This is a genomic window from Rhizobium sp. L51/94, assembly GCF_019355555.1.
In the GTDB taxonomy this organism is placed as follows: Bacteria; Pseudomonadota; Alphaproteobacteria; order Rhizobiales; family Rhizobiaceae; genus Rhizobium; species Rhizobium rhododendri.
On sequence record NZ_CP072141.1, the window covers coordinates 3,494,898 to 3,509,192 of the forward strand.

General features: G+C 59.8%; 15 protein-coding genes. 3 read left to right on the forward strand and 12 right to left on the reverse strand.

All coding sequences use genetic code 11. From position 1 onward, the window contains the following. Positions 1 to 2: 2 nt before the first annotated feature. The 4 genes from J5274_RS17025 to J5274_RS17040 form a co-directional block, all read right to left on the reverse strand. Positions 3 to 845: an ABC transporter permease gene (locus tag J5274_RS17025; protein ID WP_142823530.1), complete on the reverse strand. Its 843-nt coding sequence runs from the start codon at positions 843 to 845 to the stop codon at positions 3 to 5. A 1-nt stretch (position 846) separates the two neighbouring features. Then, positions 847 to 1,746 carry an ABC transporter permease gene (locus J5274_RS17030; RefSeq protein WP_142823531.1) on the reverse strand — a complete coding sequence of 300 codons (900 nt, stop codon included), beginning with the start codon at positions 1,744 to 1,746 and terminating at the stop codon, positions 847 to 849. 158 nt (positions 1,747 to 1,904) lie between these two features. Beyond that, positions 1,905 to 3,203: a PotD/PotF family extracellular solute-binding protein gene (locus J5274_RS17035; RefSeq protein WP_142823532.1), complete on the reverse strand. Its 1,299-nt coding sequence runs from the start codon at positions 3,201 to 3,203 to the stop codon at positions 1,905 to 1,907. Positions 3,204 to 3,232: 29 nt separating this feature from the next. Next, positions 3,233 to 4,309, reverse strand: a complete 1,077-nt coding sequence (locus J5274_RS17040) for an ABC transporter ATP-binding protein (RefSeq protein WP_142823533.1) — start codon at positions 4,307 to 4,309, stop codon at positions 3,233 to 3,235. A 261-nt stretch (positions 4,310 to 4,570) separates the two neighbouring features. Between J5274_RS17040 and J5274_RS17045 the strand changes: the two genes are divergently transcribed. After that, a complete protein-coding gene (locus tag J5274_RS17045; protein WP_142823534.1) occupies positions 4,571 to 5,278 on the forward strand; it encodes a GntR family transcriptional regulator in 708 nt (235 codons plus the stop codon). Between the two features lie 16 nt (positions 5,279 to 5,294). On the opposite strand, the gene J5274_RS17050 is transcribed toward J5274_RS17045, so the two are convergent. Further along, the gene (locus J5274_RS17050; RefSeq protein WP_142823535.1) at positions 5,295 to 6,593 is read right to left on the reverse strand and encodes an amidohydrolase family protein; all 1,299 of its coding nucleotides are present in this window, start codon (positions 6,591 to 6,593) and stop codon (positions 5,295 to 5,297) included. Positions 6,594 to 6,867: 274 nt separating this feature from the next. Here J5274_RS17050 and J5274_RS17055 point away from each other — a divergent pair, with 274 nt between their 5' ends. Next, positions 6,868 to 7,872, forward strand: coding sequence for an NAD-dependent epimerase (locus J5274_RS17055; protein ID WP_142823536.1), 1,005 nt, complete (start codon positions 6,868 to 6,870; stop codon positions 7,870 to 7,872). 3 nt (positions 7,873 to 7,875) lie between these two features. Here the strand turns inward: J5274_RS17055 and rutF are convergent, their stop codons facing one another. Continuing rightward, positions 7,876 to 8,415: an NADH-dependent FMN reductase RutF gene (rutF, locus tag J5274_RS17060; RefSeq protein WP_374108276.1), complete on the reverse strand. Its 540-nt coding sequence runs from the start codon at positions 8,413 to 8,415 to the stop codon at positions 7,876 to 7,878. 185 nt (positions 8,416 to 8,600) lie between these two features. After that, the gene (locus tag J5274_RS17065) at positions 8,601 to 9,497 is read right to left on the reverse strand and encodes a DMT family transporter (RefSeq protein ID WP_142823537.1); all 897 of its coding nucleotides are present in this window, start codon (positions 9,495 to 9,497) and stop codon (positions 8,601 to 8,603) included. Positions 9,498 to 9,689: 192 nt separating this feature from the next. On the opposite strand from J5274_RS17065, the gene J5274_RS17070 reads away from it, so the two are divergent. After that, positions 9,690 to 10,118, forward strand: coding sequence for a hypothetical protein (locus J5274_RS17070; protein ID WP_142823538.1), 429 nt, complete (start codon positions 9,690 to 9,692; stop codon positions 10,116 to 10,118). A gap of 57 nt (positions 10,119 to 10,175) precedes the next feature. On the opposite strand, the gene J5274_RS17075 is transcribed toward J5274_RS17070, so the two are convergent. From J5274_RS17075 to J5274_RS17095, 5 genes are all read right to left on the reverse strand, one after another. Then, entirely contained in the window at positions 10,176 to 10,784 is a 609-nt protein-coding gene (locus tag J5274_RS17075) for an alpha/beta hydrolase (protein WP_263431683.1), read from the reverse strand. 14 nt (positions 10,785 to 10,798) lie between these two features. Beyond that, the gene (locus tag J5274_RS17080; protein WP_142823539.1) at positions 10,799 to 11,731 is read right to left on the reverse strand and encodes a VOC family protein; all 933 of its coding nucleotides are present in this window, start codon (positions 11,729 to 11,731) and stop codon (positions 10,799 to 10,801) included. Positions 11,732 to 11,980: 249 nt separating this feature from the next. Then, the gene (locus J5274_RS17085; protein WP_142823540.1) at positions 11,981 to 12,328 is read right to left on the reverse strand and encodes a helix-turn-helix transcriptional regulator; all 348 of its coding nucleotides are present in this window, start codon (positions 12,326 to 12,328) and stop codon (positions 11,981 to 11,983) included. 174 nt (positions 12,329 to 12,502) lie between these two features. Beyond that, positions 12,503 to 12,799 (reverse strand): helix-turn-helix transcriptional regulator, encoded by a 297-nt coding sequence (locus J5274_RS17090; protein WP_142823541.1) that lies wholly within the window; start codon positions 12,797 to 12,799, stop codon positions 12,503 to 12,505. 170 nt (positions 12,800 to 12,969) lie between these two features. Then, entirely contained in the window at positions 12,970 to 13,989 is a 1,020-nt protein-coding gene (locus J5274_RS17095) for a porin (RefSeq protein WP_142823542.1), read from the reverse strand. Between the last annotated feature and the right edge of the window lie 306 nt (positions 13,990 to 14,295).

The following is a 14,295-nucleotide window of genomic DNA, read 5'->3' on the forward strand; positions in this document are numbered from 1 at the left end:
GCTCAGACCCCCTTGCCGGCATCCGAACCCACGGCAGCGCGCCGCCGGCTGACATACATGCCGATGCCGACGCAGGAGAGGATGATGGTGAAGGAGAACAGCGTCGTCACCGTGCCGAGCGCATAAAGAACCGGCGTGGTGACATTGGTGGTCATCCCATAGATCTCCAGCGGCAGCGTATTGAACGAGCCCGACGTCATCAGCGTCCGGGCAAACTCGTCGTAGGAGAGCGAAAAGCCGAACAGCCCGACGCCGATCAGGCTCGGCGCGATCATCGGCAGCACGACGTGGCGAAACGTCTGCCACGAACTCGCACCGAGGTCGCGCGCAGCTTCCTCATACGATGGAGAAAAACGGTTGAAGACGGCAAACATGATCAGCACGCCGAACGGCAGCGTCCAGGTCAGGTGGGCGCCGAACGCCGAGGAATACCAGGCCGGCGCAAATCCGAGCTGCTGGAAGACGACGCCGATGCCGAGCGAGATGATAATCGACGGCACCACGAGGCTGGCGACCGTTCCGTAGAAGACCAGCGAGGCACCACGGAACTTGCGCCGGAAGGCGAGGCCAGCCAGCAGCGACACCACGACGGTCACGACCATCACCATAAGGCCAAGAAAGAAGGACCGCTGGAAAGCCGCACCGAAATCGCCGACCGACTGCTTTTCGAACAGGTTTGCGAACCAGTGGAACGATACGCCGTTGAGCGGAAATGTCAGGCCGCCGTCCGGTCCCTGGAAGGAGAGGATGAAGATCGCCGAAAACGGCCCGTACAGGAACAGCACGAACAGGATGAAGAAGGCGGTGAGCACGTAGAACTCGAGAGGGCGTTTGTCGGCGTTCATCTCAAAGCTCCTTGCGGATATCGACGACGCGCAGGATGGCGGCAACCATCAGCAGCACGAGGACCAGCAGCACCACGGCGTTGGCGGCAGCGGCCGGATATTGCAGCAGCGACATCTGGTTCTTCATCATCAGCGCCACCGAGGCACTCTGGCCGCCGGACATCACCTGCACGGTGGAGAAATCGGCCATGACTAGCGTCACCACGAAAATCGAGCCGATGGCGATGCCGGGCTTGGCGAGCGGAATCACCACGTTCCAGAGGATCTGCCAACCGGTCGCCCCGGCATCGCGGGCCGCCTCGAACAGCGAGCGATCGATGCGCATCAGCGTGTTGAAGATCGGCGTCACCATGAACAGCGTGTAGAGGTGGACCATGGCGAGCACCACGGCGAAATCGGAATAGAGCAGCCACTCGATCGGCTTTGGAATGATGCCGGCACTGATCAGCGCCGAATTGATCAGCCCGTTTCGCCCGAGCACCGGGATCCAGGAGATCATGCGGATGATGTTGGACGTCAGGAACGGTACCGTGCAGATGAGAAACAGCACCATCTGCGTCGACGGCTTGCGGATGTGGAAGGCGAGGTAATAGGCAACCCAGAACCCGATGAACAGGGTGATCGCCCAGACGATCAGCATGAATTCTATGGTGTGGAGATAGGTCTTCCAGGTGACCCACGACTCGAGGCTGTCCGAATAGTTGGTGAGCAACATCGCCGGATAGATGCCGGCAAAATCATAGTCCCAGAAACTGACGACAGCGATCATCAGGATCGGCAGGATGAAGAAGAAGCCGAGAATGACAAGCAGCGGCAGCGCCTGGAGATACGAAACGACCCCGAGCGGAACCGTCAAGTTGCGTCTTTGCGGCTTGTCGAGCTGTGTCGTTGCTGATGCCATTCTACGGTATCTCCGATTTTTCCTGATCTCCCCCCTTGTGGGGAAGATGTCGGCAGAGCCGACAGAGGGGGGATGGCCGCAGATCTGGAGTTTGCCGCACCGCCCCCCTTTGTCACTTCGTGACATCTCCCCCACAAGGAGGGAGATGAAAAGGTGCCTTAGGCAGCGATGAATTCGTTCCAGCGCTTTACCATGTAGCGGTCCTCGTCCATGACCGAGTTCCAGCAGGCGACGTGGCCCATGCGCTCTTCGAACGAGCCGCCGTCGCGGACTGCTCCGGCCTTCTCCATGACCTTGCCTTCAGGCGACATGATATCGCCCTGTGCCGGCTTGCCCTCGATCCAGTAGCCCCACTCGTCGGCCGTCATGAAGTTCTTGGCGGTGTCCATGCAGGCAGAGTAATAGCCCTGGCGGTTGAGGTAGCCGCCGACCCAGCCGGACGTGTACCAGTTGATGTACTCGTAGGCCGCGTCGAGTTCGGCGCCCTTCAGGTGCTTGGCAAGGCCGAGACCGCCGCCCCACGAACGATAGCCTTCCTTCAGTGGCTGGAACTTGCAGGCGATGCCCTTGGAGCGGACGGCGGCAACGGCCGGCGACCACATGGACTGGATGACGACTTCGCCCGATGCCATCAGGTTGACGCTCTCGTCGAAGGACTTCCAGAAGGCGCGGAACTGGCCGGCCTGCTTGGTCTTGATCAGGAAGTCGATCGTTTTGTCGATCTCCGCCTTGGTCATGTTGCCCTTGTCGGCATATTTCAGCTGACCGGAGGCTTCCATGATCATGGCAGCGTCCATGATGCCGATCGACGGAATGTTGAGGATCGCCGTCTTGCCCTTGAAGGCAGGGTCGAGGATGTCGGCCCAGGAGGTGATGTCGCGACCGACGAGGTCCGGCCGGATGCCTAGCGTGTCGGCGTTGTAGATGGTCGGGACCATCGTCATCCATTCGGTCGGTGTCTTCGAGAACTTCTTGGAGTCCGGGCCGTCGACGAAGCCGACCGTGTGCGGCGCGGTACCCTGTGCGATGACGCTGTCGGGCTTCAGCTTGCCGGTGATGAACAGCGGCACGATCTTGTCGAAGTATTTGAGCTTCTTGGTGTTCATCGGCTGCATCACGCCGGCCGGGTAGACCTTCTTGGCGATCCAGTATTCGATGTCGGCGATGTCGTAGGAGTTCGGCTGTGTGACGGCGCGCTGGGCGGCAGCGTCCGAATCCGTTGCCGTCATCTGCAGCGTGATGCCGAGGTCGGCTTTGCACTTGTCGGCGATGGCATTGAGGTTCGATACGCCGGTGCCGAACTGGCGCAGCGTGATCGGGTTCTGAGCCCATATGGTCGGGAAGCCGGTGACGAGGCCGGAGCCGACGACGGCGCCGAGCCCGGCAGCGCAGGTCTTCAGGAGATTACGGCGGGAAATACCCTTGGCCGGCTTGGTAGACTTTGTGTCCTTGGTCATGCTCAGTTCCCCTTCAGGTGGTTGATGGATCAGCCGCGGCCGAGGAGGACTGCGTCCTCCAGGGCCCAGCTCAGTGACAGTGCATCGCCGACCGAAACCGGCTTGGCGAAATAATCGGTGTCGCGAATGATCGCCGTGAAGTCCTCGCTACCGGCGCCGATGACGGTGATTTTCACGGTGGCGCCGCGATATTCGACGTTGGAAACGATGCCGTTGAAGCCGAGGCCCTTCTGCGATGGCTCGGCGAGGCGAACCCGGTCTGTGCGGATACCGATATCCACGGGCGCGCCGACTTCCGTCTGGCCGCGAACGGAAAATGTCTGGCCCTCAGGCGCTTCCAGCGTCACGACCCCGTCCTGGCTGTGGGTCGCGCGACCGGAGAGAACATTGTGATCGCCCATGAAACGGGCGACGAAGGCGGTGGCAGGCCGCTCGAAGACCTCGCGCGCAGAGGCTGCCTGCTCGATGCGGCCGTTGTTCATCACCACGATCAGGTCCGACAACGCCATCGCCTCTTCCTGGCTATGGGTGACGTGAACGAAGGTGATGCTCAGCGTCTTCTGCAGCTTTTTCAACTCGGCACGCATGCGAATTTTCAGGAACGGATCGAGCGCCGACAGCGGCTCGTCGAGCAGCAGCGCTTCCGGATCGGTGATCAGAGCGCGAGCCAGCGCCACGCGTTGCTGCTGGCCGCCGGAGAGTTGTGCCGGACGCCGGGTGGCATAGGGCTCCATCTGCATCAGCGTCAGCATTTCGAGCGCCTTGGCCTGGCGCGCCTGCTTGTCGACGCCCTTCATCTTCAGGCTGAAGGCGACGTTGTCGATGAGATCGAGATGCGGAAACAGCGCGTAGCTCTGGAACATCATCGCCGTCCCGCGCTCCGCCGGACGGGCGTGGGTGATCTGGCTTTCGGAAAGAACGACATCGCCGCCGGAGACACTTTCATGGCCGGCCGCCATGCGAAGCGTCGAAGACTTGCCGCAGCCGGACGGGCCCAGCAAGCAGCAATAGGTGCCGGCCGGCACTTTCAGATCGATCGCGTCGACGGCAACCGTGCCACCGTAACGCTTGGTCAGCCTGATAAGTTCTAGATCGCCCTTAGCCATCGGCCCCTCTTCCGCTTCTTCACAGGAAGAGGGACTGCAAGGCCCATGCCAAATCCTAAATATTGATTAACATACTGAAATCGTTGACTTCGAAGATAGGTAGCCAACCATAGCATAAAAAATATGCCCATTTATTAGATGCGGCAAATTCAGCAGATGCACACAACGTGAGCAAATATTGTATACAAAACTCACGTGGTATTGGACGCAATTATCGGTTATGCTCCGGCCAAGATCAATACTCGGATTCCGGCACGCGCCATGCTTGAAAAATCCATCAGGGCCAGAGCGGCGGGGCAACCGCCCGTGCAACAGTCGCCGGTTTATCTCGGCATTCGCAGCGCCATTCTCGGCCATAGCGTGGCGCCCGGAATGAAGCTGCCGGAAGACGAGTTGGCCGAGATCTACTCTGTCAGCCGCACCGTGATACGCGCAGCCCTGCAGGCACTGGCGCTCGACCATCTCGTGACACTCGAAGTCAATCGCGGCGCTTTCGTCGCCAAGCCGACACGGCTGGAGGCCCGCGAGGTTTTCGAGGCTCGCGCGCTGCTCGAGCCGAAAGTCGCCGCCATGGCTGCCGAAATCGCCAAGCCGGCCGACATCGTCCTGCTGGAGCGTCACATCGCCGAAGAACATGCGGCGGTCGCCGCCGGGCGGGACGGAGAAGCGGTCCAGCTCTCCGGCCAGTTCCACGTGGCCATCGCCGAAATTGCCAATCATTCGATCTATATCGACTTCGTCCGCAGGCTTTGCTCTCGCTCGTCGCTGATCGTCGCCCTCTACTGGCGTCGCCGCGATGCCATCTGCGAGCACCACGCTCACCATTCGCTGGTCAATGCGATCGCCAGCAACAAGCCGAAGGACGCGTCCGAGCTGATGGTCAGCCATCTCGTCGACCTGTTTTCGGGCCTCGACCTGTCAGAGCGCGAGCCCGGTTCCCGCCGCCTCGCGGAGATCCTCAAGGCTTGAAGGACGCTCCTTCGCTTCAATGCTCGTTGGCGACCGGCGCGTAGGCAGCAGGATCGACGAAATCGGGCCGCCCGTTGAGCGACAGCCTTGCGCCTCTCGCCGGCGTCTCGCTGATCACCTTGCCGCGACGAACAACAAACAAACGCGTTGCGCGCAGACGGATCGCCTCGATCGGATCTTTCGCTTGCAGCACCACCAGATCGCCATTGCAGCCGACGTCGAGACCATAACCTTCCAGCCCCATCAGCTTGGCCGGATTTCTGGTGACCGCGTCGAAACAGAACCGCATTGCCTCGCGAGCCGACAGCTGTCCGACATGCAGGCCCATATGCGCGACATCGAGCATGTCGCCGCTGCCGAGCGAATACCACGGGTCCATGCAGCAATCCTGGCCGAAGGCGATGTTGATGCCGTGCTCGCGCATCTCCTTCACCCGCGTCATACCGCGCCGCTTCGGGTAGCTGTCGTGTCGTCCCTGCAGCATGATGTTGATCAGCGGGTTGGCAACCACCTGAACCTCAGCCTCGGCGATCAGCGGCAGTAGCTTCGACACATAGTAATTGTCCATCGAATGCATCGAAGTCAGGTGCGAGCCGGTCGCGCGGCCTTGCAGTCCCAGCCGCTGCGTTTCACAGGCAAGCGTCTCGATATGCCGCGAAAGCGGATCGTCCGTTTCGTCGCAATGCAGGTCGACGCGCAGGCCCCGCCTCGCGGCAATCTCGCAAAGCGCCCGCACAGACCGCGCACCGTCTTCCATCGTCCGCTCGAAATGCGGAATACCGCCGACAATGTCGACACCGAGATCCAGCGCCCGCTCGAGATTGTCGGCAGCTGTCGGCGAACGGTAATATCCATCCTGCGGAAAGGCGACGAGTTGCAGATCGAGATAGGGCGCGACCGCCTTCTTGACGTGCAGCAGCGCCTCGACAGCCAGAAGCCGGTCGTCGCAGATATCGACATGGGTCCGCACCGCCAGCAGCCCTTGCGATACGGCGAGATCGCAATAGCGCAATGCCCGCTCGACCACCGCCTCCTGCGTCAGCAACGGCTTCAGTTCACCCCAGAGCGCAATGCCTTCGAGGAGCGTACCGGACGTGTTCAAGCGCGGCAGGCCAAGCGACAGGGTGGCATCCATATGAAAATGGCAATCGACGAAAGGGCTCGAGACAAGGTGGCCGCCGGCGTCGATCTCGCGACCGGCGTTAGCAGCGATCTTGTGCTCGATTGCAGCGATCCTGCCGCCGGCGATACCGATGTCGATCCCCGTGCGGCCATCGGTAAGCGTTGCGTTTCGGATGAGTAGATCGAACGTCATGAACCGGCCCCTTGCTCGACAGGCGCTGCGCCTGAACGTGACGGATTTTTAGCACGCCGACACCACATGCCAACCGTTGAATGCCCAGAACATCATGGACGGACTGTATTTTTTCAAACGAAGGCGAAGGCTGGCGAGGTCTCCGGGCTATAGGCGGCGACGGAAACGCTGTGTATAAGCGCAGGCAATCAACTGCTCCTGAAAGCCGGGGCCGCTCTACCACGCTCCCGGAGCGTCGACCGGGTGCGCCCGGCACCATCACGAAGGACCTGACATGCGCTACCTGATCACCGGCACCGGTGGCTTCATTGGCTTCCATCTCGCCAAGCGACTGCTCGACGAAGGCAATTTCGTGGTCGGCTTCGACGGCATGACACCGTATTACGATGTGGCGCTGAAGGAAAAACGGCACGCCATCCTCGCGCGCTCGAACGGCTTCAAGCCGGTGATCGCCATGCTGGAAGACAAGGCGGCGCTCGATAGGGCGGCCGAACTGGCGGAGCCTGATGTCATCGTCCACCTCGCCGCCCAGGCCGGCGTTCGCTACAGCCTCGAAAATCCGAAATCCTACGTCGACTCCAACGTCACCGGGTCGTTCAACATTCTAGAACTCGCCCGCGCCATCAAGCCGAAGCATTTGCTGCTCGCCTCGACCTCGTCGGTCTACGGCGCCAACGAGAAGATGCCGTTTGCCGAAAGCGACAAGGCTGACGAGCAGATGACGATCTATGCGGCGACGAAGAAAAGCATGGAGCTGATGGCCCACAGCTACGCCCATCTCTTCGACATCCCGACGACGGCGTTCCGCTTCTTCACGGTCTATGGCCCGTGGGGCCGGCCGGACATGGCGCTGTTCAAGTTCGTCGATGCCATCAGGAACGATCGCCCGATCGATATCTACGGCGAAGGCCGGATGAGCCGCGACTTCACCTATATCGACGACCTCGTCGAGGGCATCGTCCGCCTGATCGCGGTGCCGCCGGCAGAGGCCAACCGCGTCGTCTCGGATACCGTCATCGATTCGCTGTCGAGCACCGCCCCGTTCCGGATCGTCAACATCGGTGGCGGCGCGCCGGTGGAGCTGATGCATTATGTCGAGACGATAGAGGCCGCGCTCGGCAAGAAGGCCATCCGCAACATGCTGCCGATGCAGCCGGGCGACGTACATCACACCTACGCCGAACCCGGCCTGCTCGTCGCCCTGACCGGCTACAAGCCGGAACTGGGCGTCGAAGAAGGTGTCAGGCGCTTTGTCGAATGGTATCTCGAAAACTACTGAGGATCAGCCGGCCGTGTGATAATTGCGGTCGAAATAGACGAGACCCTGCCCGCCATCGCGCCGACGGATCGCCTCGACTTCGCACATCAGCACTTCGTGCGTGCCGACCTCGGCGCGCTGGGCGATCCGGCAATCGAACGACACCAGCGCGTCCTCGAGCGCCGGCGATCCGGTCACCAGTTCGGACCACTCGGCGGCTGCAAAGCGCTCGGCAACCGGCGTCTTGCCGCCGAAGAGGCGCGACAGATCCTGATGGCTCTCCGACAGGACGTTCACGCAGAGCACGCCATTGGCAGCGACAGCGGGATAGACGGAGGCATTGCGGTTCAGGCACACCAGAAGCGTCGGCGGACTGTCGGTGACGCTGCACACGGCAGTCGCGGCAAAGCCGGCAAGACCTCCCGGACCGTTGCTGGTGACGATATTGACGGCTGCCGCCATGCGCGCCATGGCATCGCGGAAGGTGAGCCGCAACGCTTCGGCATCAGCCACGGGTATCTTCTGGTCGGTGGCTGCAGACGTTTTCATGTTCATCCCCATAATTTCAGGCGGCAGGTGCGGTTCCGGGCCGCAAACTAGACGCCGGATCGGTGCGTCTCAAGCAAAAGCATTTCGCCCAACGGCGGGCACGAGACAATACATTCCCCCGAATCCGCTATCGTCAACCGCATACTTCGAAAAATGTTGCGATGCACAATGTCGATGACGGTTTTGACGCCCTCCGGCGCTCAGCCGGGATTGACGACCATCGGCGCCCGGTTGCGCCGGACCTCCGTGAAAATATGGCCAAACAATGCGACAAGCACGATCGGCCCGCCGATCATCGTCGCGCTCGATGGCGTCTCGCTGAAGAATATCCACACCCAGAGCGGCGTCAAAGGAACCTCGAGCGCGGTCAGCAGGCTGGCATCGGCAGCGGGAATGAGACGGGATCCGAATGTGTAGAGGCTAAGCCCAAGCGCATTCTGGATCAATCCGAAGGCCACGATCAGCCCGGCGTCACTTCCCGAGACGGACCCTGGCGATGCGAACCAGAAACACACCAGTGAGCACAGCCAGCCGGATGCAGCCATGGCCGGCAGCATCGGCACATCGCGGTGACGGCGCATGACGACTGCAAGTCCGGATACCATCAGGGTCATGATGGCCGCAAGGGCGCGCCCGAACCAGCTTCCACTGCCGGTGCTATCGCCCGTCAGCATTACCAGGACCCCAACCAGCGCCACTCCCGCCGCAATCATCGTCGCGGCACTGGGGCGCTCGCGGATATACAGGAAGGCGACGCCGGCGGTGATGAAGGGCACCGTGGCGTAAATCACCATCGAGTCGGCGACGGAGGTGTAATAGATGGAGCCGATGCCGCTGATCATCGCGCCCGTCGAGAAAAACATCGCGGCAAACGACGGCCCGCGCATCGCCCCGATGATGCGCCACGCGCCACCGCGTTCGATGAACAGGAAAAGCAGGAATACCCCGCCGCCCGAGACGATGCCGCGATAGAAAAGGATGGTCATCAGATCGGCATGGATCGCCCGCATGAACAGCCCGGCCGAGGACCAGGCCAGCGCAGACAGCGCCACATAGAGAACGCCCAGACGATATTGGCTCTGCTCGGCAAGCGTCACGACGATCCCCCTGGACTTGAAGGCTGACCATTAGCGAGCTAGGCAACCACCTGCAAGCAGGCGTTGCGCCCTTTGGGATAACGGATCAGATAACGGCGATTGGTGGCCCAACTGCCACTGGTGGCCGTCGTCCTCCTCCATGTCCACGCAAGCCTTTTCATGGTCTTATCGGCAGCGATTCGGGAGAGTGGTATGAATGCTTTGATGGCTGGGCTTTTGGCATGTGGCTGCGTCAGCCTGATCGACGCTCCCCTCTGGCCGCCTGCCAGCGACTACATCAACGCCGCCGTCGATTGCCGCCAGAGCAGCAATGCGACAGGCTGTGAAAGCGTGCGCAAGAGCTGGACCGGCGATTTCAACGATGCGATCGCCGGCAAATATCAGGCGCAAAGCACTGTCGCCACGTGCCTCAGCACCGGTTGCGACGGTGCGATCAAGCCCGACCCGATGCTCGGCTGCGCCTGGCGAAAGGTGGCGATCAGGACCGCTCACGGGCAAGCGGATGCACGCGACACAGCAGGCCTTAAGCAATATTGCAGCCAGCCCTATCTCGACGCGGCCGGCCAGCACGCGGCTGACGAAGAGGCACTCGCCCTCCAGCAAATGCTGAGCGCAAAGTAGACGTGGCTCGCGCCGGCGCAGGGCCCTTGGGCCGCCGCGCCGGATCGCAGATCTCATTTAGGCATAGGCTGCAAGTAGCGTCCGCACCGCGTCGATCTCGTTCGGCCGGATATCGTGACCGCCCGGATGCCATTCGAGCGTCACATCCGCCTTCTGCCGGACGAAGTAATCCGCAAGCGCCTTTGTCAGGGAGGCCGGTGCAATCGGGTCTCGCTCGCCGGCCGTGATCAGCACCTTCGAGCCCGCCAGGCCGGCATTGTCGCGCGGTTCGAACGGGATCAGCGGATGCATCAGCACCGAGGCGTCGAAAAGATTGCCTGCCTCGATCAGGACATTGGCAAGGATATTGGCCCCATTCGAAAAGCCGAGGCCGATGACTGCCGACGCCTGGTGCTCATCCGCCAGGCTTTTGACGTAGCCGACCATCTTCGTCGTCGCCCGGGCGAGATCGTCCATGTCGTAGACGCCCTCGCCGGTGCGCCGGAAAAAACGGGCAGCCCCATGTTCGGCAACGTCGCCGCGCGGCGAGACGATGGTCGCCTCCGGCAGCAGCTGGCTGGCAAAGTCGAAAAACTGGTTCTCATCGCCGCCTGTGCCGTGAAAGACGAAAAATATCGGCTTTCCCGGCGCACCGGCTCGCAGCCGGTGCACATATGTCGATGTCATGATGACCTCCTGCCTCAAGCGTCGAGTGGCTCGAGATGTTCTTCCAGCAGTGGGCGCAGATGCGCATGCTGTGGTGGCAGCTTCAGTGCCTCGCCGAGATGTGCGGTATCCTCGTCGCGATCGAAGCCAGGTTCGTTTGTGGCAATCTCGAACAGGACGCCGCTCGGCGTGCGGAAGTAGATCGCCCAGAAGTAGTCGCGATCGATGACTGGCGTGACCTGATGACCGGTATCCATCAGCAGCTTGCGCACTTCGAGCTGCTTGGCGCGATTTTCGACTGAGAAGGCAACGTGGTGCACGGACCCTGCCCCCGGCAGCGAACGGGCGATGTTCGGCATGGTTTCGAGATCGATGAAATCGGCGCCATTGCCGCCCGGGATGACCAGCCGCTTTGTGCCCTCATGGGTTTCGGCAACCTGATAGCCCATGTATCGCAGCAGTTCGTCCGTCGCACCGTCGTCGCGCAGGCGCATCGACACCGAGTGAAAGCCGCGGATCGCGTGGTCGGCCTCGATGCCTGCGTGCAGCCAGGGCTGGCGCAGATCGTCCCGGACCTCGACAAGCGCAAGGTCGTCGCCATCAGGACCGGCAAAGTGCAGGCGCTTCTGGCCGAAGGATTCATCGGCCTTGAGACCGGCGATGCCCTGCGCTGCGAGACGATCCGTCCAGTAACCCAGCGAACCTTCGGGAACCGAGAACACCGTGGTGCCGACCTCGCCCGTACCGGGACGGCCACGCGCCATCTTCGGGAACGGAAAATAGGTCATTACCGAGCCGGGCGCGCCGACTTCGTCGCCGTAATAGAGATGGTACACATCCGGTGCATCGAAATTGACAGTCTTCTTGACGCGGCGAAGGCCTAGCGTCTGGGTGAAGAACTTGTTGTTGGTGCGGGCATTCTCTGCCATCGACGTGACGTGGTGGAGGCCTTTGATCTGGTCAAGCATGTCAAACCCCTTTGTTCTGCCCGGTCGTATCGACCGGTTCCATGGGGTGAAGATGGTCGCTGTCAGGCTTTTGCGATAGACCGCAAGACCCGGACGGATTGTCTCCAGATCGTGAACGATCTATCGATGTCGTTCACGCTATGCGCGATCGGGAACAGTCGGAAGGGTAGTCGGCGCAATTTGCAGCCTTCGATCAAACGCTTGCAGCCCAGGTGCCGCAGCTTCGGATGATGCAGAGCATGAACCCGCCTATTCCTCCTCGACCTCTTTATCGCGCTGGCAACAGATTTCGGCGATGGCTTTCACCATCTGGACTGTGTGCGGACATGTGAGCGAATAGCGGACGTTCTTGCCGCAGCGGCGGCTGCGGACGATGTTGTTGTCACGAAGGATCGTCAGGTGACGCGAGACGCCAACCGGAGTTTCATTCAGCTCCCGCATCAGATCGCGAACAGAATGCTCGCTTTCGAGCAACAAAAACAGGATGTGCAGGCGATGGCGGTTTGCCATGATCCCAAGAAAATCGGATTGCGCTGCAGCGGCCCTCTGCACCTCTTCCCCATATATGCCAAAATCATCGTCCCCCGACGGTACCACCAAGAAATCTCCCCAAATCCCGCCCCCGGAATTTTAAACTATTGCTGCTGTTCCACTTCTATTTTCTATTGATTAGAGGAACAAAAGGCAACTTGGCCGTAGAAAAATAAATATCGGGATTTATAGCTATATTTTATATTTCGCATGAAAGTATTTATTCGAAGAATTCGCCAACTAGAAATTATGCGATATCGCGTCCAGAGCATTCAGGATGACAACCACGTTGATCGATTTCGCGGCGTAAAAGATGTTCTGAGCCTTCCTCTTGGTAGTGACGACCCGTCCCCGTCTCAGCTTTGCCAGGTGCATGGAGGTGGCATTTTCGCTTAACCCCACTTGCGTGGCCAGCTGCCCGACCGATCTCTCTTCCTCGAGAAGAAGTCGCAGGATAGTCAGTCTCGCCGGGTTGGCCATCATCGCCAGGAGCGAGGCTTGATCACGCATCAGTTTTTCCTGCTGCTCGGCACCCATGGTCTGCTCCTGTGCTTGTTTTTAATTTCCAATATCTTCCAGGATGAAACAGAAAAGGCCCAGCTGGGATGCCGGACCTTTTCCGTTCGGACCGGAGGTCAACCGATCAGTCTTTCCCCGCAGGCATTCACCCACGGGATCCTCAACCTGGCAGATGCCAGGTGTCGGGATTAGAAGTTGCGCTGGACGCGGAGAACGCCTGCCCAAACGCTTTTATCGACGTTGTCATAGTTGACGTAGGTGATTTCCGGCTGGAGCTTGAGGCCCTTGACCGGGAAGAAGGCAAGGTTGGTGGTTGCTTCGAAGGTCTTGTTGTCAGCATAGGCCAACTGCACGTTCCAGCTCAGCTTTTCGCTGAACTTTGCAGTGCCGCCGCCCCAGACAGCCCAGTCACCCGTGGTGCCAAAGGGGTCGCCATTGGCGTACTTGTTGGTCGTGTTGCCGTCGGTGTTCCAGGCACCCATCAGGAATGCGCTGACTGTGCCGAAGTCTGCATCGAGGCGTACCTTGACTGCGCCTTCTTCGGCGACAGAGTCGTAACCGCCCGCAACCTTGATCCCGAATGCGCCGGCCTTGTAGCCGAGCCCGGCAACGACGTCGGGAGCATAGTGGTCATAGGCTACGCTGGAATAGGAATCTTCGAGCGAGATCACACCGGTGAAGCCGGTGCCGGAGTCGTAGGAATAGGTGAGCTGGTTCAGCTCGTAAGGTCCATCTCCGATCACATCATCGTTGATGACGTTGCCGGCATAGCCCATGTATTCGTTATACTGCGAGTCCTGCCGACCGATGAGGAAGCCGCCGAGCGAAATATAGGCGATCAGCGGAGAGGCATCCGAATTTACGCCTTCCGAATAGTTAAAGCGCAGCGTCGTCGCCGTCTTCAAGGGACCATATTCAGTGTCCGTTGCGGAGTTGAACGAGAGTTCAGCGCGGGTGTAGTTCTTGGTCCCAAAGGCACCAAAAGGATTGTAGGCATCGTGCCAGTAAGTATCGTTGCGGATCATGCCGCCGATCTTGAGGCAAGTTTCGCTGCCTGGAATGTAGAAGTAGCCGGCGCCGTATGCGTCGCAGATGCGGACATATTCCAGCGGTTCCGGTTCGGCAGCGACGATTGCGTCGGCCGCATGTGCACCAGATACAACAGCGAGCGCTGCAGCGGATCCGAGAAGAAGAGATTTGATATTCATGAAAGCTCCCGATGTGTTATCTCGGCACAATTCTTCGCTTGCGTAAATCAATACACAATTTTGAAAGCACCAATTTGTTGAGACCCTTACAGATCAAAACCGAAGCAGAAGTCTTCGATTTACAATTCGAATATCATCGCATCACGATAATATGACAACAAAGATTTTGTATTAGGTACGCACTTGAACAATATAAACTTAGATCTATGTTGCAGCCATGTAACTTATTATTATAGTAAATATGTTTGTTATTCTAATAAATTCCCGTAATTGTATTTTATCAAGTCAATATATCGAAAACAAACA

What these genes read in the sequence shown, in the direction of transcription:
- J5274_RS17055 (WP_142823536.1), top strand. Translation starts at nt 6,868, where the DNA reads ATGCGCTACCTGATCACCGGCACCGGTGGCTTCATTGGCTTCCATCTC.
- J5274_RS17050 (WP_142823535.1), bottom strand. Translation starts at nt 6,593, where the DNA reads ATGACGTTCGATCTACTCATCCGAAACGCAACGCTTACCGATGGCCGC.
- J5274_RS17075 (WP_263431683.1), bottom strand. Translation starts at nt 10,784, where the DNA reads ATGACATCGACATATGTGCACCGGCTGCGAGCCGGTGCGCCGGGAAAG.
- J5274_RS17095 (WP_142823542.1), bottom strand. Translation starts at nt 13,989, where the DNA reads ATGAATATCAAATCTCTTCTTCTCGGATCCGCTGCAGCGCTCGCTGTT.
- J5274_RS17070 (WP_142823538.1), top strand. Translation starts at nt 9,690, where the DNA reads ATGAATGCTTTGATGGCTGGGCTTTTGGCATGTGGCTGCGTCAGCCTG.
- J5274_RS17040 (WP_142823533.1), bottom strand. Translation starts at nt 4,309, where the DNA reads ATGGCTAAGGGCGATCTAGAACTTATCAGGCTGACCAAGCGTTACGGT.
- J5274_RS17090 (WP_142823541.1), bottom strand. Translation starts at nt 12,799, where the DNA reads ATGGGTGCCGAGCAGCAGGAAAAACTGATGCGTGATCAAGCCTCGCTC.
- J5274_RS17035 (WP_142823532.1), bottom strand. Translation starts at nt 3,203, where the DNA reads ATGACCAAGGACACAAAGTCTACCAAGCCGGCCAAGGGTATTTCCCGC.
- J5274_RS17025 (WP_142823530.1), bottom strand. Translation starts at nt 845, where the DNA reads ATGAACGCCGACAAACGCCCTCTCGAGTTCTACGTGCTCACCGCCTTC.
- J5274_RS17045 (WP_142823534.1), top strand. Translation starts at nt 4,571, where the DNA reads ATGCTTGAAAAATCCATCAGGGCCAGAGCGGCGGGGCAACCGCCCGTG.
- J5274_RS17080 (WP_142823539.1), bottom strand. Translation starts at nt 11,731, where the DNA reads ATGCTTGACCAGATCAAAGGCCTCCACCACGTCACGTCGATGGCAGAG.
- J5274_RS17030 (WP_142823531.1), bottom strand. Translation starts at nt 1,746, where the DNA reads ATGGCATCAGCAACGACACAGCTCGACAAGCCGCAAAGACGCAACTTG.